The sequence below is a fragment of the Vibrio sp. 10N.222.52.C12 genome, assembly GCF_041474215.1.
Taxonomy (GTDB): domain Bacteria; phylum Pseudomonadota; class Gammaproteobacteria; order Enterobacterales; family Vibrionaceae; genus Vibrio; species Vibrio crassostreae_C.
Genome location: NZ_JBFRTR010000164.1, coordinates 1 through 20509 on the forward strand (window position 1 = coordinate 1; position 20509 = coordinate 20509).

The window sequence follows — 20509 nt, forward strand, 5'->3', positions numbered from 1 at the left end:
GGCGAGTCATAGGACTCGCCATTTTTGTATCTAACATTGTGCTCTAGCTCTAGATTCGACTTTATCGATAGCTTTTCGTGCTCAATTGAATCTTTTAGCTCTTATTTACGCCGGTTTGTTTTTTGAAAACTTGATCTGTTGAATCACTAAGCCAGCAATGATCAGTACCAAGCCAAACAGGGTCGCTGGGTGAATCTCTTCGCCGATAATAGTGGAAAGTAGCATCAACGAGATAAACGGTGACGCAAAAATCAGATTGCTGATACGCGCTGTGTTGTTGGTCAGCTTCAGTGCTGATAGCCATAAGACAAAGGTAATGCCCATCTCAAACAGGCCTACGTAAGTCACAGCCATCCAACCTTTTGCTGTGATTTGGCTAAAGCTCTCGCCTTCGTAAATGGTTAAACCGATCGCGAAGGGCAATGCCACTAAGAAACCAAGCAATACGCCAATCACAGGGTCAGCCTTGTTTTTGGTGTTTAGAATCCAGTATCCCGCCCAAAGCAAGGTTGAAAGTAGCGCCAGAGCCACACCAAGTGGACTATCGAACTGCATTCCTAGCACATCGCCTTTGGTGGCAATGACCACCACACCCGCATAACTGAAGGTACAAGCAATCCAATCTTGCTTACGAATCTTTTGTCCGAGAAAAACCGCCGCCATCAAGGTTAGCGTAATTGCCCAACTGTAGTTGATGGCCTGCGCTTGAGATGCTGGCAATAGGTCGTATGCTTTGAATAGAATCAGGTAGTAGGCCAGTGGATTGACCAAGCCGAGCAGTAGGTAATACCAAGGGTTTGAAAGGAACGTAGTACTCAGCTGAGAAAGCTTGCCTTGAAAGGCGCAGATGGCGATCAGTGCCATCGATGACACTATGCTGGCAATGGTCAGCATTTGAATCGGTGAAAACTCAGCAAGGGTCAGCTTAAAAGCAGTAGCAACTGTTGACCACAGCAGTACTGCGGAAAGGCCAAAGCCCAAGGCACGACGTTCGTTCATGGCAACTCATTCTAATAGGGTGGGACTTAATACGGAGCGCTTAGTCTATCTGTCGAATTTTAATACGGCAAACTGGACATTTATCCAGTATCAAAATACCATTTAATGAGTTATTTCCAATTAGGCTAAATCATTATCATGCAATGGATTATCGAACATCAGGCAACGCTTATTGCTGCAATTTCTGGCGCACTCGTCAGTGGCGGCGTCGTGGGTTGGTGGGTTAAACAGAAGCTCTCTTTTCAGCAGCGATTGCTCGAGCAGCAGCTAGAGTCCGATCGTTTGTTGCATGAATCTCAGCAAGCTCAGCTCAAAGCATCACTCGCAGAGGCGCAACAAGAGCTCGATGAGTTAGATGATGACCGAGACAAAGCGGCATTCGAGCTCAAGCAGGCGCACGGTAAGGTGATGGCTGCAATGGAAAAACTGCGCTACTTTGAGGCGGTAAAGCAAGAGCGCCAGCAGTACGCTGATGAGATCAATGTGCTTAAAGATCATAAGTCTGAATTAGAAGCCGAGCTGCGCGAGCAAGAAGCAAGGCATGACCAAGAAAACCTCGCCAATAGCGAAAAGCTGCAGTTGCTAGAGCAAGCTGAATCACGACTTAAGCAGCAGTTTGAATTGTTAGCGAACCAACTGTTTGAAACCAAAACCGCCAAGGTTGATCAGCAGAACAAGCAGAGCCTAGAAGGTTTGTTGTCACCTTTGAGAGAACAGCTAGAAGGTTTTAAAAAGCAGGTTAACGACAGCTTCAGCCAAGAAGCCAAAGAGCGTCATACTTTGGTGCATGAGCTTAAAAACCTGCAGCGTCTTAATGAGAGTATGACGCGTGAAGCGGTGAACCTGACTCAAGCGCTAAAGGGTGACAACAAACAACAAGGTAACTGGGGCGAGGTGGTGCTGGCTCGCGTGCTTGCTGAATCAGGACTGCGCGAAGGCCACGAATACCAAACGCAAGTGAACCTGCAAAACGATGCGGGCAAGCGTTATCAACCGGATGTGATTGTGCATCTGCCACAAGACAAGCAAGTGGTGGTCGATTCAAAAATGGCGCTGGTGGCATTTGAACGCTATTTCAATGCCGAAACCGATCAGCAACGCGATGCTGCATTGCGCGATCACTTGGTGTCACTGCGAGCGCACATCAAAGGCTTGAGCCAGAAAGATTATCATCAGCTCAAAGGCATACAGAGTCTGGATTACGTGTTGATGTTTATCCCGGTTGAACCAGCATTCCAAGTGGCGATTCAGGCGGATCCTAGCTTGGTGAAAGACGCGATGGAGCAAAATATCATCTTGGTCAGCCCAACCACTTTGCTGGTGGCACTGCGTACCATTGATAACCTGTGGCGTAACGACAGACAGAACCAGAACGCACAGGTTATCGCAGAACGTGCGAGCAAGCTTTACGACAAGCTGCGCCTGTTTGTTGATGATATGGAAGGCCTTGGCAGCTCACTTGATAGAGCAAACCAAAGTTATCAAGGGGCGATGAATAAGCTAGTCACAGGGCGAGGCAACGTGATTCGTCAGGCCGAAAGCTTCAAGCAATTGGGTGTTGAAGTGAAGAAACCGATCTCGATTGGTTTGGCCGAAATGGCGCAAAATGAGGCTTTTTCAGAAAATGCCTCCTTAGTAGAAAGACAACCCGCTGAGGATAAAGTAAACTAATCGGCCGCAGCGCCTCTAAACACGGAGCGTGCTGTCGATGAGAACTTACCATGGTAGATAACAGCATTATGGACACAAGCGTGCAGACAAATTCAGCAGTAGAGTCAGAAACCACACACTTTGGTTTCGAAACAGTCGCGAAAGACGAAAAAGTCGCGAAAGTAGCAGAGGTATTTCACTCTGTAGCCGCTAAATACGACATCATGAATGACTTAATGTCGGGTGGTGTTCACCGCTTGTGGAAGCGATTCACGATTGATTGCAGTGGCGTTCGCCCTGGTCAGCGTATCCTAGATCTTGGTGGTGGTACTGGCGACCTTACTGCGAAATTCTCGCGTATCGTTGGTGAAAAAGGCCACGTGGTTCTTGCTGATATCAACAACTCAATGCTGAATGTTGGCCGTGATAAGCTGCGTGATAGCGGCATTGTTGGCAACGTACACTACGTACAAGCGAACGCTGAAGAGTTGCCATTCCCAGATAACTACTTCGATTGCATTACGATCAGCTTCTGTCTGCGTAACGTAACCGATAAAGACCAAGCGCTGCGTTCTATGTACCGCGTACTTAAGCCGGGTGGCCGTCTGTTGATTCTTGAGTTTTCTAAGCCAGTGCTTGAGCCACTATCAAAGGTTTACGACGCATACTCTTTCCACCTGTTGCCAAAAATGGGTGAGTTGATTGCTAACGATGCAGACAGCTACCGTTACCTTGCAGAATCTATTCGTATGCACCCAAATCAAGAGACTTTGGAAGGCATGATGCAAGAAGCGGGCTTTGAAAATACAAAATACTTCAACCTAACGGGCGGCATTGTTGCGCTGCACCGCGGTTACAAGTTCTAGTCGAGCTTGGTAGCAGGCTCGCTGAGCGTGCTAAACAATAAGAATAAAGATAGAACGGATAGGTTAAGGCTTATCCGTTTTCAAAGGTAAGGACAGTCATGCCATTTGATCCATTGGTAACCGCGGTTATTGAAACCTCTTTAAATACTTTCGTGAACGATGATCCAGCACTGGTTCGTCGTTTGTCTCGTTTAAAGGGGCAGATCATTCAAGTCAATTTGAAAGAGTTGAATAAAACACTCACTTTCGTTTTCAGCCAACAGATTGATGTGTTGTCAGAATACGAAGGGCAGCCTGACTGCTACCTATCTTTGAACCTATCGGTGTTACCTGAACTGCGTGAGCAATCGAACATCACCAAGCTGATCAAGCAAGATAAGCTGATCTTAGAAGGTGATATTCAACTGGCTCAGAAATTCGCTCAACTGATGACAGACTGCAAGCCTGATTTGGAAGAGTGGTTATCGCGCGTAACGGGTGATGTGGTTGCGCATACCTTGGTGCAAGGCGTTAAAAACGTCGGTGGCTTTGTAGCAAAACAGGCAACTAAGCATCAAAATCATGTTGCTCAAGTTCTGACTGAAGAGTGGAAGATCGCACCTGCACCGTTAGAAGTTGCGCACTTTTGCGACCAAGTTGATGACGTAAAAAGCTCCGCTGCTCGTCTTGAAGCTAAGTTGAACGCTCTGTTGGAGAAAGCATGACCCCAGCAGAACTGAAACGTCTTTATCATATTATCAAGGTACAGTTGGAATACGGCCTTGATGAGTTGATGCCGGAACACCAACTGACTAAAGCTCCTTTGTTGGCGCGAAAGTCACTGTTTTGGCTTAAGAACAAGCATCAAGATAAAGAGTTGGGTCATCGCTTGCGCCTTGCGCTGCAAGAACTTGGTCCAGTGTGGATCAAGTTTGGACAGATGATGTCGACACGTCGTGATCTGTTCCCTCCTCATATCGCCGATCAGTTGGCGTTGTTGCAAGACCAAGTTGCGCCGTTTGATGGTCAACTGGCGAAGCAAGATATGGAAAAGGCGTTGGGTGGCAGTTTAGACAACTGGTTTACCGACTTTGATATCGAGCCACTGGCTTCTGCTTCTATCGCTCAGGTGCATACCGCAAAGCTTAAAGAGAGCGGTCGTGAGATTGTTCTGAAGGTAATTCGACCTGATATTCGCCCGGTGATTGACGCAGATCTAAAACTGATGCACCGAATGGCGCGTATAGTCGCTAAGTCGCTTCCTGAAGCACGTCGTTTGAAACCGGTTGAAGTGGTTCACGAGTACGAGAAAACGTTACTTGATGAACTCGACCTGCGCCGTGAGGCGGCCAATGCCATTCAACTGCGACGTAATTTTGAAGGCAGTGAAGAGCTGTATGTTCCAGAGGTTATCCCTGATCTAAGCAGCGAAACCCTGATGGTGTCAGAGCGAATCTATGGTATTCAAGTCTCCGATATTGAGACGCTAGAAGCCAACGGCACCAACATGAAATTGCTCGCGGAACGCGGTGTGACGGTATTCTTCACCCAAGTATTCCGAGATAGCTTTTTCCATGCAGACATGCACCCGGGCAACGTATTTGTTAACCCAGAGAATCCAGATAACCCTCAGTGGATTGGTTTGGATTGTGGCATTGTTGGTACGCTCAAGAGCGAAGATAAGCGCTATTTAGCAGAGAACTTGTTGGCTTTCTTCAATCGAGATTACCGTAAAGTTGCTGAGCTACACGTTGATTCGGGGTGGGTGCCACACGACACTAACGTCAATGATTTTGAGTTCGCGATCCGTATGGTGTGTGAGCCAATCTTTGCAAAACCACTTGGCGAGATCTCATTTGGCCATGTGTTGCTAAACTTATTTAATACAGCAAGACGTTTCAACATGGAGGTTCAGCCTCAGTTGGTACTTCTACAGAAGACCTTGTTGTATGTCGAAGGCCTAGGTCGTCAGTTGTATCCGCAACTTGATTTGTGGGCAACCGCCAAGCCTTTCCTTGAAACCTGGATGATGAATCAGGTGGGGCCGCAAGCTGTGATCAACGCAGTAAAAGAGCGTGCGCCATTCTGGGCAGAAAAACTGCCAGAGCTGCCAGAGCTACTTTATGACAGCTTGCGCCAAGGTAAAGCGATGAACCACAGAATGGATCAGCTTTATCAAGGTTACCGAGATAGTAAGCGTCAGCAAGCAACTGGAAAGTTTTTGTTTGGCGTTGGAGCCACTTTAGTCGTATGCTCCGCAATATTAGTTTCAAGCCCTTATGAGCAGCTATCTATGGGCTGTGGCATCGCAGGTGTCACATTTTGGTTGCTTAGTTGGCGAGCTTACCGTCGTTAGACAGTAGACTCTCTTAATATTTTTATGTGTAGACAGACCCGAGGACAATGACAATGGGTGGTATCAGTATTTGGCAACTTCTAATCATTGCTGTAATTGTAATTTTGCTATTCGGAACAAAGAAACTGCGCGGTATGGGTGGTGACTTAGGTTCAGCGGTTAAAGGCTTCAAAAAAGCGATGAGCGATGAAGACAAGCCTGCAGATAAGAAAGATGCAGACTTCGAACCAAAGAATATTGAACAGCAGAAGACAGAAGCTCACGCTGAAACAACTGCTGAAACAAAGAAAGACAAAGAGCAGGCGTAAATCGTGTTTGATATCGGTTTTTGGGAACTGGTATTAATATCTGTCGTTGGGTTAGTGGTTTTAGGGCCTGAGCGTTTGCCCGTGGCGATTCGCAGTATTTCCAAGTTTGTTGGACAAGCGAAAAGCATGGCAAACAGTGTGAAAGATGAACTTTCTCATGAGCTTAAGGTGCAAGAGCTGCAAGAAAACCTACGCAAGGCGGAAAAAATGGGTATGGAAGATTTATCTCCAGACCTTAAAGCGTCAGTCGATGAACTCAAGCAGGCCGCTGCTGAGGTTCAACGTCCGTATGCTAAGCCTGAGTCTGATAAGCCAAGTGAGACTAAACCTAGTGTCATGGAAACTGTGGAATCTGAAACCATTCAGGTCAACAGCGAAGCTTCAGCACCGTCAGATAAGAAAGCCGAATAGTCTCGCAAGGAGGAGTCGCCGGATACTTGATTCGCTAGATGTTTAAATAGATATCTATTCAAGTAAATAACTATTCAAGTGGATACCAATTCAACTGGATAGATACACGCGCGGCTCCTTTTCGATCTTCCTGTTTAAGAGGTTTGACATGTCTTCGACTGAGCAGACACAGCCTTTAATTAGCCACCTTCTAGAACTACGTAATCGCCTACTACGTGCGATTGTCGCGGTGCTAGTGATATTTGTCGGGCTAATTTATTTTGCTAATGATATTTATGAATTCGTATCAGCACCTTTGGTAGATCGTCTACCGGAAGGGGCGACGATGATCGCAACCGATGTTGCATCGCCATTTTTCACACCGCTGAAATTAACCTTGATCGCGTCTATATTCCTCGCGGTTCCGTTTATTTTGTATCAGGTGTGGGCTTTTGTTGCTCCGGGTTTATACAAGCATGAAAAACGCTTGATCATGCCGCTATTGGCTTCAAGTTCATTGCTGTTTTACTGTGGTGTGGCGTTCGCTTACTTTATTGTATTCCCGTTGGTATTTGGCTTTTTTACGGCCATATCATTAGGGGGAGTAGAGTTCGCAACCGACATATCGAGTTACCTTGATTTTGTGCTCGCGCTGTTCTTTGCTTTTGGTATTGCCTTTGAAGTGCCTGTTGCGATTATCTTGTTGTGTTGGACGGGGGCAACAACGCCTCAATCTCTGTCTGAAAAGCGTCCTTACATTGTGGTGGGTGCTTTCATCATCGGTATGATGCTGACACCACCAGATATGATCTCGCAAACACTGTTGGCGATTCCAATGTGTATTTTGTTTGAGATTGGTCTGTTTTTCGCACGCTTTTATACACGTAAGCCAGATGCGGATGAAGAGGAAGAAGCTGAATCTTGATTCGGAATGCTTCAGTAAAAATCACATAATAAAAAAGCGGCCTAGGGCCGCTTTTTTATTATGTCTGTTTATCGAATCTTTAACTGATAGCCACAGTTCTGACATATATAGAGCTCTTTGATGCCCAAAATTTTATGCCATAGGGTTCGATGTTGACGTTGTAAGTGTTGTGAATGGTCACACATAATCAACTATCTCCATATGCAGGTGGTTGATACTATACATGTCACTTAGCTTTCTCAAATAAATTCAGGAAAAATCCGTAATAATTACTTATTAATAGATTTGTCATAAATTAAACAATGCCTTAGCATTTTTGGTGGTTATGTTTTCGACTTCTTCAAGGGTAATTCCGCGTAATTCGGCGATGCGTTTTGCTACTAATTCTGTGTAGGCTGGTTCATTGCGTTTACCGCGATTCGGTGTTGGTGCCAAGTATGGGCAATCTGTCTCTAGAATGACGTAATCCATATCGAGATGTGGGATCACCTTGTCCATCCCAGAGTTCTTAAAGGTCGAAACGCCGCCTAAACCTAAATGAAAGCCTAGCTCGTTGATCGCTTGAGCTTCCTCTAAGCTGCTACCAAAGCAGTGGAATACCCCGCGTAAGCTGCCATCTTGTTCTTTACGAAGTAGGGCAAGTGTCTCTTCAATGGAATCACGAGTGTGGATCACCACAGGTAGATCAAGCTCTTTTGCCCACTGCAGTTGAGTCACAAACGCCATCTCTTGTTCAGCCTTGAAGGTTTTATCCCAGTACAAGTCGATACCAATCTCACCCACGGCGATAAAGTCATGCTTATCAAACCAAGCTCGAATGGTTTTGAGGGTTTGCTCGATATTCGCATCCACATAACAAGGGTGTAAGCCCATCATTGAACGGCACACATCAGGAAACTGCGCTTCCGTTGCTAACATTGGTTCGATAGATTCTAAATCGATGTTCGGCAATAGAATGGTATCAATCCCTTGAGCCAGTGCGCGCTGCACAACTTGTTCGCGGTCTTCATCGAATTCACTAGCGTAAATATGAGCATGGGTGTCGATCATTGTTTTGTCCTGAAAGCGGTCTTTACTGAGTTGTCATGAGTATACGGCAGTGTGAGGAGAAGGTCATTTTTTGCCATTTATCCCTATTTTTGAGTGGGTTTCATATTTTACTGCTAGCGTCCTGAGCCATCAGTGATATGCTTTTGCCTGTATTTAGCACTTTTCATATCTAAGTATTTCGGTGCTTAGACTAGGCAAGGAGAATCTAGTGTCTGTTTCAATTCAAGGTCAATTCCCAGGTCGCCGTATGCGCCGTATGCGTAAGCACGACTTTAGCCGTCGCCTAATGGCAGAAAATCAATTGTCTGTGGATGATCTAATCTACCCAATGTTTATCCTGATGGGTAAAGACCGCCGCGAGCCTGTCGAGTCAATGCCAGGTGTTGAACGCTTGTCGATCGACTACATGCTTGAGGAAGCAGATTACCTGTCAAAGCTGGGTGTTCCTGCGATTGCTCTATTTCCAGTCGTGAACCAAGATGCTAAAAGTTTATGCGCAGCTGAAGCTCATAACTCAGAAGGTTTGGTGCAGCGCGCTGTACGTTTACTAAAAGAGCATGTGCCAAACATTGGCGTTATTACTGACGTAGCACTAGACCCGTTCACCACTCACGGCCAAGACGGCATCATCGATGAAGATGGTTACGTGATGAATGACGAGACGACTGAAGTCTTGATCAAGCAAGCATTATCACACGCTGAAGCGGGTGCTGACGTAGTTGCCCCATCGGATATGATGGATGGTCGCATTGGTAAGATCCGTGAAGCGTTAGAAGAAGCGGGCCATATTCATACTCAGATTATGGCGTACTCTGCAAAATATGCATCGTGCTACTACGGCCCATTCCGCGATGCAGTTGGCAGTGCTTCGAACCTGAAAGGTGGTAACAAGAAGAACTACCAGATGGATCCAGCCAACAGCGATGAAGCGATTCATGAAGTCGCGATGGATCTTAATGAAGGTGCGGACATGGTGATGGTGAAACCAGGCATGCCTTACCTTGATATTGTTCGTCGTGTTAAGCACGAACTGCAAGCGCCTACGTTTGCTTACCAAGTATCTGGTGAATACGCGATGCACAAAGCGGCGATTCAAAACGGCTGGCTGAAAGAGCGCGAAACCGTCATGGAATCACTGTTGTGCTTTAAGCGTGCTGGCGCTGATGGCATTCTTACTTACTTCGCTAAAGATGTCGCAGAGTGGCTTGCTGAAGATAACGCACAAGCTGCTGAGCATTTAAAAGAAAAGTAACCGTGTAGATCTCACTTAAGTGATCAGTAAAGGGTTGGCCATTGTGCCAGCCCTTTCGTTTATAAGGATGAATAAGATGTCAGTTGTCGTACGTGAAGGTTCTTTAGAAGAAGTGGTGTCTGTGGTCGAGCAGATCTCTGAGTTCGCTAAAAAAGAGAGTGTCGCTTCTCTGTCAGAGCGGCTGGCAGGGAAAAAGAGCCTTATCTTAGTGGCTGAAGAAGCTGGCGTGTTGCTTGGCTTTAAGATCGGCTATGAATTGGATCAAGATACTTTTTACAGCTGGTTTGGTGGCGTGTCACCGCTCGCGAGGAACAAAGGCGTTGCACAGGCGCAATTAGACGTTCAGGAACAGTGGGCGAAAGAGCAGGGCTACAGACAGTTAAAGGTTAAGTCTCGTAACCAGTTCCCTGCAATGTTGCGCCTGTTATTGAGAAACGGTTACCTAATCGAAAGATTTGAAGAAAAAGAAGACATTAATGACCATAGAATCCATTTTTTGAAGCAAATTTAAGCACTGCTGTTAACGGTTTATAAATCAAATGAGATTTATTATCATTTAATTGTTGACTATTAAATGAGAATCATTATTATTAACTTCGTCTTAGGGAATGAGGAAATGTTCACAAGGATGTTAAGTACTCAAGTATCTACTTGGTTACCCAACAGAATTCTCGCGAACTTGTACTAAGTTCTTTTTGACACGACATTGCTCACATTGCTTCCAGTGTAATTTATAGCTTTTAGGTAAAGCTGTGGTATTCAATTTGAATGGCTTTACCGGTTTTTGCTAGGCGACATCTTCGGGTGTCGCTTTTTTTATACCTACCATTTCAACAAGATGCATATTTAGTGGCACGTATTTTTATGAATAAAACGCCATCAGCATTCTTTTCCACAACGCAAGATCGAGAAAAGATCGTTGATCATCTGTTCGATCTGTAAAATTATTCTTTATTTTCAGTTGTTTATTGATGTTTTTTGAGTTGTTCACCGTAGTTCTCAACAGGGTGGATAAATAATATAAACAGAGTTATCCACAGAACGCTTGCGTCTAAGAACAAAAAATAACAACAAATCGATTATAACGAACACAACCGAGTGAACGGATACAGATCGACAACGTGGAATCCAACCAACAGACGTGGCATTCTTAACAGATAATTTCTGTACTTACTGGATACACAAACATTATGGCTCGTATTCCTGATAATCCATTGATTCTGATCGATGGCTCTTCTTACCTATATCGCGCGTTCCATGCTTACCCTGGCACAATGAGCAATGGTGATATCCCAACTAACGCTGTTTACGGTGTAGTTAACATGCTGCGCAGCATGATGCGTCAATTTGCTTCTGATCGTATTGCGGTAATTTTTGATGCAAAAGGAAAGACGTTCCGTGATGACATGTACCCAGAGTACAAGGCTAATCGTCCACCTATGCCGGATGATCTACGTTGTCAGATCGAACCTTTGCACAACGTGATTCGCGCAATGGGTCTACCACTTATCTCGATCCCAGGCGTTGAAGCGGATGATGTGATTGGCACGCTAGCTTCTCAAGCATCTAAAGCGGGCATGCCGGTTTTGATCAGTACTGGCGATAAAGATATGGCGCAGCTGGTTGATGACAACGTTACTTTGATCAACACCATGACCAACGTGGTTATGGATCGCGAAGGCGTGATAGAGAAGTTTGGCATCCCACCTGAGCTGATTATCGACTACCTTGCACTGATGGGCGATAAAGTGGATAACATTCCTGGCGTTCCAGGTGTTGGTGACAAAACAGCAACTGCTCTACTACAAGGCATTGGTAGCATCGAAAAGCTGTATCAAAACCTGGATGATATTGCCGCTCTTGGCTTCCGTGGTTCAAAAACCATGGCTAAGAAGCTGATTGATAATAAAGACAACGCTGAGATGTCTTACGAGCTTGCAACGATCAAACTGGACGTCGAGTTAGAAGAGACACCTGAGTCGCTTGTAAAAGCACAACCAAATACGGATGAGCTGATTAAGCTATACGGTCAACTGGTCTTCAAATCTTGGTTGAACGAGCTACTTGAAGGCGGCAGCGGTGTGGTTGAGGCGGATGAGAAGTCGGGTGCAGTGCGTAGCAGCGAGGCATCAACTACATCTACTGTAGAAATGAACACCTCTGCAGTGACGATTGATCGCAGCAACTACGAAACCATCCTAGATGAAGCCTCTTTTAATGCGTGGCTAGAGAAACTGAAAGCGTCAGAGGTGTTTGCCTTTGATACTGAAACGGATAGCTTGGACTACATGGTGGCTAACCTTGTTGGTCTATCATTCGCAACTGAAGAAGGCGTTGCCGCTTACGTACCGGTTGCTCATGACTACTTAGATGCACCTCAACAACTGGATCGTGATTGGGTACTTGAACAGCTTAAGCCGATTCTTGAAGATGACGCACAGGCTAAAGTCGGTCAAAACCTGAAGTACGATATGAGCGTTTTAGCGCGCTACGGTATCGAGATGAAAGGCATCAAGCACGACACCATGCTAGCGTCTTATGTTTTTAATAGCGTTGGCGGCAAGCATGATATGGATAGCCTAGCGCTGCGTTTCCTTCAGCACAGCTGCATCTCATTTGAGCAAATCGCAGGTAAAGGTAAGAAACAGCTTACTTTCAACCAGATTGAGCTGGGAGAAGCGTCTCCATACGCAGCAGAAGATGCTGACGTGACACTACGTCTTCATAACCGTTTGATGGAAAACATTGAGCAAGATGAAAAGCTAAAAGCCATCTATGAAGAAATCGAAGTACCACTGATCCCTGTAATGTCTCGCATTGAACGTACCGGCGTATTCATCGATGACATGTTGCTGGGCGCTCAATCGCAAGAGATTGCGGTTCGATTGGATGAGCTAGAACAGAAAGCCTACGAGATTGCAGAGCAAGAGTTCAACATGAACTCGCCAAAACAGCTGCAAGCGATCCTGTTTGAGAAAATGGGTCTGCCTGTTATCAAGAAAACGCCATCAGGTGCACCTTCAACCAACGAAGAAGTGCTGCAAGAGTTGGCTCTTGATTACCCGCTACCTAAGCTGATTATTGAGTATCGTGGCCTTGCGAAACTAAAGTCGACCTACACAGATAAACTACCGAAGATGATCAACGCTGAAACGGGTCGTGTTCATACGTCTTATCACCAAGCGGTGACAGCAACGGGTCGATTGTCTTCAACAGATCCAAACCTGCAGAACATCCCAATTCGTAATGAAGAAGGCCGTCGTATCCGCCAAGCATTCGTTGCACAACATGGTTGGAAGATTCTAGCGGTCGATTACTCTCAAATTGAATTGCGTATCATGGCGCACCTTTCGGGTGATAAAGCGCTTCTGGAAGCATTCCAACAAGGCAAAGATATCCACGCGGCAACGGCTGCTGAGATCATTGGTGTTGATATTGAGAGTGTGACCACTGAACAACGTCGTCGTGCTAAAGCCGTTAACTTCGGTCTTATCTACGGTATGAGTGCCTTTGGCTTGGCTAAGCAACTGGGTATTCCTCGTGGCGAAGCACAGCACTACATGGACACTTACTTCGAGCGTTACCCTGGCGTAATGCAGTATATGGAAGACACGCGCAGTGCTGCTTCAGAGCAAGGCTTCGTTGAAACCATTTACGGTCGTCGACTGCACCTTCCTGAGATTCAATCTCGTAATGGCATGCGTCGTAAAGCTGCTGAACGCGCGGCGATCAATGCGCCAATGCAAGGCACAGCAGCGGACATCATTAAGAAAGCGATGTTGTTGGTGGATGAGTGGATTCAAGCGGAAGGCGATGGTCGTGTAAAACTGCTTATGCAGGTACACGATGAATTGGTGTTTGAAGTGGAAGAGTCATCTTTAGCCGAAATTGAAAGTAAAGTACAAGAATTGATGGAATCCGCTGCAGAGCTAGAAGTGCCGCTTGTCGCGGAAGCTGGCCACGGTGACAACTGGGATCAAGCCCACTAATCAGTTTTTGACCTTAATAAGCAAATTAGTATGAGCCAGTGCACAAACACTGGCTTTTTTTTGTCTCAAATAAAGTTAAGTCGTAATAAGAATTTAGGTGTTTTAATAAAACATTCATGAAAAAAAACTACAAAAGTTGTTTTCATTTCTGAGCAATTGTTGTACATTAAATCTCGTAGGGTACAGAGGTAAGATGTTCTATCTTTCAGACCTTTTGTTTCACGTTATTGGATTAGGCTGATTCAGCCGCCCCAGTCAGTATTTGACTGGGGCGTTTTTTCTTGTGCGAAAGAAAAATATTTCCACCCTGCAATTACCCCGTAAAACCTCTCATTTTTAGTGCCTTTTATTACACTTTCTCAAGCACAGTGATAAACCCCTGATTTGCCTTAGATCTGGAATTCGATCAGATTTTGGTAATTTAAATCCGTCTCTAAGTCGATTGTTTTATCACTTGAAATAACTTTTATTTTACAAGTTATCGATAAAGGATTGATGGCTCACGCCTTATTTATCAGTGTATTGAGTCGGTGAATGCTCAATGTAATCCATGATTTTCTGTTGTTTCTCGGTGCTATATTTCAGAGCTTCGGCGGTGATCTGGATGGATTGCGCCATCGAAGAGATATTGTTGGTCGCTTTTACCAAGGTTTGCTGCATTGGTTTCAGGATAAGCAGATAGATAGCGGTCAAAGCGATAATAATGACGGCGATAACGGCCGCCAGCGCAATGATGATCTTAGTCTGAATATCATCCAACAGCACTTGGCTGGTTTGTTTAAAGGCGAGTCGAGATTGGTCTAAGGCTTGTGGCAGTTGATTGAGTGATGTCTTGGTGGAGCTCGCAAGCTTATTGATACTTTCAACCGTTTGATTGAGGGCTTGTTGCTGGTCGTCGCTTAGGTTGGGGTTGTTGACTATCGCTTGCAAAGATTGCGATATCACCTCAAGAGACTCACTCGCGTCTTGGGCGTACTTTTCCATGCCATCGAGGTCTAAGGTCATATCGACATTGATCAGTGGGGCTTGTTCTTGTTCTTGTTCTGCTTCAGAGGCAAACCCTGTCAGTGAGACCAACATAAGTGCAATGATGGCCAATGGTGTTTTCCACATGAGTATTCCTTTCTCATTGTTCTGATTATTTAGATGTGTCTTTTAGTATGGTTCACTTCTATTGGTTTTAGTGGCTAAATCCGATTTTTAACACTAAAAACTTATGCTTAACTCACTCATTTTTGGGCAAAAAAATACCCCACCTATATAAGGAGGGGCATTGATAAGGCTAAATCACGTGTTGTAAGTGCTCTAACCTATAGCGATAAGTAGAGGAACTACTCTGAGTCGTTGTGCTCTTCGTCTGCTAACTCATCAATGATTTGATCAGCAAGCGCAGGCGCAAACCACTCATCCATCTTGGCACGCAGTTGGTCAACGCCGATGCCCTTCATTGAAGAGAAGACATCAACCGCAACATCACCACCGAAAGATTTTGCATCGTTACGGATTTTCAGTAGCTGTGCTTTACGCGCACCACTTTTCAGTTTGTCTGCTTTTGTTAACAAAACCTGTACTGGGATGCGGCTATCGATAGCCCAGTAGATCATTTGTTGGTCAAGGTCTTTCATTGGGTGACGGATATCCATCAATACCACTAAACCTTTCAGGCTTTCACGTCGTTGTAGGTATTCACCTAGCGATTTCTGCCATTTTTTCTTCATCTCAAGTGGTACTTGAGCAAAGCCATATCCAGGTAAATCGACGATATGACAACCGTCCGTTACCTTAAATAGGTTGATTAGCTGAGTTCGACCGGGTGTTTTACTGGTTTTCGCCAAGCTTTTTTGGTTTGTAACGCGATTTAGCGCGCTAGATTTACCAGCATTGGAGCGTCCTGCAAACGCAATTTCGATCCCTTCGTCTTCTGGTAAATGACGAATATCAGGTGCACTGGTAATGAAATGCGTGTTTTGATAATGAATTTTTACGCTCACTGTTAACTCCATCTCGACTTTGTGTAGTCGATTGATTACTTTTTTGTGAATTTGTGTAAAATAACCGTGCTCGGCATAAGGTCGCCTATTGTACCATGAGTGGCAACATAGAGTGGTACTGGAAGCTTGATAATTATAATGGAATGTCATGAAGAAATTAGCGCTAATTTTGAGTCTTTTAGCCAGCTGCTCAGTATGGGCTCAAGGTAGTATTGAAGCTGGTAAAGCCAAATCACAAACATGTGTTGCCTGCCACGGTGCTGACGGCAACAGCCTGATCACTCAGTACCCTAAGCTGGCTGGTCAACATGAGAAGTATCTAGAGAAGCAGTTAAAAGAGCTTAAGCTAGGTATGACAAGTGGTGGTAAGCAAGGTCGTTACGAACCTGTAATGGGTGCAATGGCGATGCCTTTATCTGAAGAAGATATGGCTGACCTAGCGGCATACTACGCCTCTCTATCTATCTCTAGTAACTCTACTCCTGAAAATGTAGTAGATGAAGGTAAGGTTCTTTACACAGCGGGTAACGCAGAACGCGGGGTAACGGCGTGTATTGCTTGTCATGGCCCTCGTGGTAATGGTACCGAACTTTCTGGTTTCCCTAAGATTTCAGGTCAGCACGCAGATTACATCAAGGCTCAACTTGAAAAATTCCGCGATGGTGACCGTAATAACGACATGAATGCGATGATGCGTGATGTAGCTAAAAAGTTAACAGACGCTGATATTGATACCTTATCGAAGTACGTTGGTGGTTTACACTAATTTGTCGGTTTCTTGCTCTTAGCCAGAGTAAAGGAATGTACGTTCGAGCGAGATTGAAGAGACGCCCCGATCAGTAATGGTCGGGGCGTTTTCTTTTGTATTGGTTTTATTAATGCGTTTTGTGTTTATGTCTGATTTATCAATGTGTGATCGATTTGTGTACAAAAGTGTGAAGTCGCACTCTTGTAGTCTTTTTGTAACACGGTAAAGTAACCGCCATCAGCTAGGAGCTGACTTAGATATGGATGATCATCTAGTCTAACGGTATAGACAGAAATGGATCAGGCTAGGACAGCCCAGCAACAAGGTGTTAGAAAAGGATAGCCAAAACTCATCAGGACGATGAACAACAAACAAATTTGGCATGGAAAGCACCAATAACAAATGGAGATTTGTGTACCAAGTTGAGTATGCAAATTTTGGCCGATATAGGCAGATTTAGAGAGCGATAGGTTTTCCTATCGCTTTTTTTATTGATTTGATGAAAAAACACCCAATACCTCTCCACTATAAACTCAGTTTCTGGTATGTTTCGCATCCCTGTTTAAGGATGTGCTATGTATACTTGTCCCTTATGCCATCACCAAGGCGTGAATCACTATTTTGAAGACAAACGCAGAGCCTATCTGCAGTGTCAGCAATGTGAACTGGTATTTGTTAAACCTGAACAAAGGTTAGAAGCAAAAGAAGAAAAAGCACACTATGATCTCCATGAGAACGATCCTAGTGATGCAGGCTATCGCCGCTTTTTATCTCGCATCGCGGATCCACTAACAGACAAAATTTCATCTAACTCACACGGGTTGGATTTTGGTTGTGGCCCAGGCCCTACGCTATCTATTATGTTAGAAGAAGCCGGACACACCATGGAGTTGTACGATATCTATTACCACCCAGAACCCTCTGTGTTGGAAAAAACGTATGACTTTATGACTGCCACGGAGGTGATAGAGCATCTTTATCACCCAGACAAAGTGTGGCAGCAATGGTTGAATTTAGTTAAACCCAAGGGCTGGATTGGTCTTATGACTAAACTAGTAATAGACGTAGACGCGTTTGCTGGTTGGCACTACAAGAATGACCCGACACATGTCGTCTTCTTTAGTCGTCAAACATTCCAGTTTTTGGCAGAGCGGGATAAGCTCGAACTAGAATTTTTTGGAAATGATGTAATTTTACTGAGGAAAGTGCAGTAATGGGTCGTAGTAAGAAATCAAGAAAGCCGGGAGCACTTGGCGCTCCGGAGCCTATGGTTACTCGTAACCGTAGTGAATCTGATGTTGAAGGTCGTGAACGTAAGCGTGTTAAAAAGCGTAAAGGCCTTAAGTCTGGCAGCCGTCACTCAGATGGTAGCGAAGCAAAACAGCGTAAAGCTGCACAAGCTCGTGATCCACGTTTAGGCAGCAAGAAAAAAATTCCGCTGATCGTTGAACCAGCGAAGAAGCCGACTAAACAAGAGCGCAAGCTATCTAACGAACAAGAGTTAGAGATGCTTGAGAATGACGCTCAACTGAACACACTCCTAGATCGTATCGAAAATGGTGAAAACCTAGGTGCTGGTCTACAGAAGTTTGTTGATGAGAAACTTGATCGTATCGAACACCTAATGGGCCGCTTAGGTCTGCTAGAACCAGAAGACGATGAAGAAGAGATCTTCGAAGAAGCACCGGTTGCATCTAAGAAGAAAGCAAGCTCTGACGAAGACTTGCTATCTCAATTCGAAGATTTCGACTTAGACAGCTTTAAAGGTTAATAGCCAATGAACGTAACCTTATTAGCAATTGCTGGTGGAATTATCATTCTCGGCTTGGGCTCTTACGCAGGTTACCTTCTACTTCAAGTGAAGAAGCAGACGGAGTTGCAAAAGCAGCATCAAGCACTTGCCATTGAAAAACGTAACGCGACGATTTACGAAAACGTAAATACTTTGTGCTTAGCGGGCATTCAAGGGCAATGTGACTTACCTGAGATCAGTATCCGAGTGTGTATCATTATGGATAATGTTCAGGGTGATGAGCGTGTCGATTTTGATTCTGAGTATCCTGCTCTTTCTGAGCTGTACCATATCGTAAAAGATATGGCTCGCGGAGAGGCAAGACAGGAACTGACGAAGAAAGAGCGCATGCAGCAGAATCTCACGCGCCATAAGGCAGAGACTCGCTTGAATGATGTGGTCATTGAAGATCTGAAAAGGTTGCAAGAGAAGGTTAAACCTCTCAACAACCAAATCAACATTCAGATGATCTAGTCGCTAAGACTATTTAAAATAGAGGCTTGTTTAATACAGGGTGTTCTTGAGACACCTTATCTTTATAGATAGTGTTAAATGAGCCTTCTTACCTTTTGCGTCTCGTTAATCCCGACGCTTTGTTAGTGATCAAGCTAGCAGTTCTGAGTTTTTGTCTAAAAAATTGATTTTGTCTTGGAACGACCTTACAGGTCGTGTGGCAAAATAACCCGTCTATATTTTAATGTATGTAAAATGATTTGAGAGACCTAAGGTTCTCGCGGATCTAAATTGGAAATACCGCTATGTCGAGCAAGCCAGTAACAACGAATCAGCAAATCGTTTGGGATCAAGAGATCTTAAACAAGTACAACTATTCGGGACCTCGTTACACCTCATACCCAACTGCGTTGGAGTTTCATGAAGCGTTTACCGTCGCTGATTACGACATGGCGTGTACTCAATATCCTGAGCGTCCACTCTCTCTTTACGTGCATATCCCGTTCTGCCACAAGCTTTGTTACTACTGTGGTTGTAATAAAGTCATTACTCGTCACTCGCATAAAGCGGATGAGTACCTTGATGTGATTGAACATGAAATCCGCCAACGCGCCTCTTTATTGAATGGCCGTGAAGTGACGCAATTGCACTTCGGTGGTGGTACGCCAACGTTCTTGACCAAAACACAAATCACTCGTTTGATGAGTATTTTGCGTGAAGAGTTTAACTTCACCGCTGACGCTGAAATCAGTATTGAAGTTGACCCGCGTGAGATTGAGCTAGACGTACTTGACCACCTGCGTAACGAAGGCTTCAACCGCCTGAGCATTGGCGTGCAAGACTTCAATAAAGAAGTGCAGAAACTGGTTAACCGTGAGCAAGATGAAGAGTTCATCATTGCGATGGTTAAACGAGCGAAAGAGCTAGGCTTCCGTTCAACTAACCTGGATTTGATCTACGGCCTACCAAAGCAGACTCAAGCTTTGTTCGCTGAAACATTGAAGCAAGTGTTAGAAATGAAGCCGGGCCGTTTATCGGTATTTAACTACGCACACATGCCTCAGCTGTTTGCGGCGCAGCGTAAGATTAAAGACGAAGATCTACCTGAAGCGAAAGAGAAAATGGCTATCTTGCAAGATACCATCGAGACGCTAACGGGAGCGGGTTACCAGTTCATTGGTATGGATCACTTCGCACTACCTGAAGATGAGCTAGCCGTAGCACAGCGTGAAGGTATTCTGCATCGTAACTTCCAAGGCTACACGACCCAAGGTGAAGCTGACTTAATTGGTTTCGGTGTCTCTGCTATCTCTATGGTCGGTGATGCTTACGCTCAAAACCAAAAAGAGCTGAAGAAGTATTACGCTCAGGTGAATGACCTGCGTCATGCACTTTGGAAAGGTGTGGTATTAGACAGTGATGACCTAGTGCGTCGTGAGGTCATTAAACAGCTTATCTGTAACTTTAAGCTTGATAAAACCATGATCGAGTCTGAGTTTTCTGTAGACTTTAATGGTTACTTCAAAGAAGACTTAGGGCTACTGCAAACCTTCATCAATGATGAGTTGGTTGAAGTGGATGACAAAGAAATCCGCGTGACTTTGCGTGGCCGTTTGCTGATCCGTAACATCTGTATGTGTTTTGATAAATACTTACGTGCAAAGGCTCGCCAGCAGCAATTCTCTCGCGTTATCTAATCGCTCGATAGAGAATAGAACAATAAAAAATGCCAGCATCATGCTGTAATGCCGTTCACTTAAG

The 20509-nt window shown here is 44.9% G+C and carries 19 protein-coding genes; 15 read left to right on the forward strand and 4 right to left on the reverse strand.

All coding sequences use genetic code 11. The features are described 5' to 3' along the window. Positions 1 to 105: 105 nt before the first annotated feature. Positions 106 to 999, reverse strand: coding sequence for a DMT family transporter (locus AB4623_RS22665; protein WP_136977227.1), 894 nt, complete (start codon positions 997 to 999; stop codon positions 106 to 108). Positions 1000 to 1137: 138 nt separating this feature from the next. On the opposite strand from AB4623_RS22665, the gene rmuC reads away from it, so the two are divergent. The 7 genes from rmuC (at position 1138) to tatC (ending at position 7473) form a co-directional block, all read left to right on the forward strand. Then, entirely contained in the window at positions 1138 to 2670 is a 1533-nt protein-coding gene (gene rmuC, locus AB4623_RS22670; RefSeq protein ID WP_372147411.1) for a DNA recombination protein RmuC, read from the forward strand. Between the two features lie 65 nt (positions 2671 to 2735). After that, positions 2736 to 3515: a bifunctional demethylmenaquinone methyltransferase/2-methoxy-6-polyprenyl-1,4-benzoquinol methylase UbiE gene (gene ubiE / locus AB4623_RS22675; protein WP_372147416.1), complete on the forward strand. Its 780-nt coding sequence runs from the start codon at positions 2736 to 2738 to the stop codon at positions 3513 to 3515. 98 nt (positions 3516 to 3613) lie between these two features. Continuing rightward, positions 3614 to 4219: an SCP2 domain-containing protein gene (locus tag AB4623_RS22680; protein ID WP_017063051.1), complete on the forward strand. Its 606-nt coding sequence runs from the start codon at positions 3614 to 3616 to the stop codon at positions 4217 to 4219. Further along, the gene (ubiB, locus tag AB4623_RS22685; protein ID WP_372147412.1) at positions 4216 to 5850 is read left to right on the forward strand and encodes a ubiquinone biosynthesis regulatory protein kinase UbiB; all 1635 of its coding nucleotides are present in this window, start codon (positions 4216 to 4218) and stop codon (positions 5848 to 5850) included. The genes AB4623_RS22680 and ubiB overlap by 4 nt, the downstream gene beginning before the upstream one ends. 53 nt (positions 5851 to 5903) lie before the next feature. Further along, entirely contained in the window at positions 5904 to 6158 is a 255-nt protein-coding gene (gene tatA / locus AB4623_RS22690) for a Sec-independent protein translocase subunit TatA (protein WP_017060154.1), read from the forward strand. 3 nt (positions 6159 to 6161) lie between these two features. Continuing rightward, the gene (gene tatB, locus AB4623_RS22695; RefSeq protein WP_017060155.1) at positions 6162 to 6569 is read left to right on the forward strand and encodes a Sec-independent protein translocase protein TatB; all 408 of its coding nucleotides are present in this window, start codon (positions 6162 to 6164) and stop codon (positions 6567 to 6569) included. 148 nt (positions 6570 to 6717) lie between these two features. Then, complete coding sequence (tatC, locus tag AB4623_RS22700; RefSeq protein ID WP_017060156.1) at positions 6718 to 7473, forward strand: twin-arginine translocase subunit TatC; 756 nt, start codon at positions 6718 to 6720, stop codon at positions 7471 to 7473. A 288-nt stretch (positions 7474 to 7761) separates the two neighbouring features. Here tatC and AB4623_RS22705 read toward each other — a convergent pair whose 3' ends face one another. Beyond that, a complete protein-coding gene (locus AB4623_RS22705; RefSeq protein ID WP_017063053.1) occupies positions 7762 to 8523 on the reverse strand; it encodes a TatD family hydrolase in 762 nt (253 codons plus the stop codon). Positions 8524 to 8731: 208 nt separating this feature from the next. On the opposite strand from AB4623_RS22705, the gene hemB reads away from it, so the two are divergent. The 3 genes from hemB (at position 8732) to polA (ending at position 13764) form a co-directional block, all read left to right on the forward strand. Then, on the forward strand, positions 8732 to 9775 hold the full coding sequence (hemB, locus tag AB4623_RS22710; protein WP_017060158.1) for a porphobilinogen synthase: 1044 nt from the start codon (positions 8732 to 8734) through the stop codon (positions 9773 to 9775). Positions 9776 to 9851: 76 nt separating this feature from the next. Then, the gene (locus AB4623_RS22715) at positions 9852 to 10286 is read left to right on the forward strand and encodes a GNAT family N-acetyltransferase (RefSeq protein WP_017063054.1); all 435 of its coding nucleotides are present in this window, start codon (positions 9852 to 9854) and stop codon (positions 10284 to 10286) included. 679 nt (positions 10287 to 10965) lie between these two features. Continuing rightward, a complete protein-coding gene (gene polA / locus AB4623_RS22720; RefSeq protein ID WP_372147413.1) occupies positions 10966 to 13764 on the forward strand; it encodes a DNA polymerase I in 2799 nt (932 codons plus the stop codon). Positions 13765 to 14271: 507 nt separating this feature from the next. Here polA and AB4623_RS22725 read toward each other — a convergent pair. Continuing rightward, entirely contained in the window at positions 14272 to 14877 is a 606-nt protein-coding gene (locus AB4623_RS22725) for a GTP-binding protein (RefSeq protein WP_065585024.1), read from the reverse strand. Between the two features lie 218 nt (positions 14878 to 15095). Beyond that, positions 15096 to 15755 carry a ribosome biogenesis GTP-binding protein YihA/YsxC gene (gene yihA / locus AB4623_RS22730; RefSeq protein ID WP_017060162.1) on the reverse strand — a complete coding sequence of 220 codons (660 nt, stop codon included), beginning with the start codon at positions 15753 to 15755 and terminating at the stop codon, positions 15096 to 15098. Positions 15756 to 15903: 148 nt separating this feature from the next. On the opposite strand from yihA, the gene AB4623_RS22735 reads away from it, so the two are divergent. The 5 genes from AB4623_RS22735 to hemN all read left to right on the forward strand — a co-directional run bounded on the left by AB4623_RS22735 (position 15904) and on the right by hemN (position 20445). Next, on the forward strand, positions 15904 to 16521 hold the full coding sequence (locus AB4623_RS22735; RefSeq protein ID WP_372147414.1) for a cytochrome c: 618 nt from the start codon (positions 15904 to 15906) through the stop codon (positions 16519 to 16521). 557 nt (positions 16522 to 17078) lie between these two features. Then, complete coding sequence (locus tag AB4623_RS22740) at positions 17079 to 17717, forward strand: class I SAM-dependent methyltransferase (RefSeq protein ID WP_010433503.1); 639 nt, start codon at positions 17079 to 17081, stop codon at positions 17715 to 17717. Beyond that, positions 17717 to 18274 (forward strand): Der GTPase-activating protein YihI, encoded by a 558-nt coding sequence (gene yihI / locus AB4623_RS22745; RefSeq protein ID WP_017060163.1) that lies wholly within the window; start codon positions 17717 to 17719, stop codon positions 18272 to 18274. The genes AB4623_RS22740 and yihI overlap by 1 nt, the downstream gene beginning before the upstream one ends. A gap of 6 nt (positions 18275 to 18280) precedes the next feature. Beyond that, entirely contained in the window at positions 18281 to 18769 is a 489-nt protein-coding gene (locus AB4623_RS22750; protein ID WP_372147415.1) for a DUF2489 domain-containing protein, read from the forward strand. A gap of 284 nt (positions 18770 to 19053) precedes the next feature. Next, positions 19054 to 20445: an oxygen-independent coproporphyrinogen III oxidase gene (hemN, locus tag AB4623_RS22755; protein ID WP_017060165.1), complete on the forward strand. Its 1392-nt coding sequence runs from the start codon at positions 19054 to 19056 to the stop codon at positions 20443 to 20445. Positions 20446 to 20509: the final 64 nt, after the last annotated feature.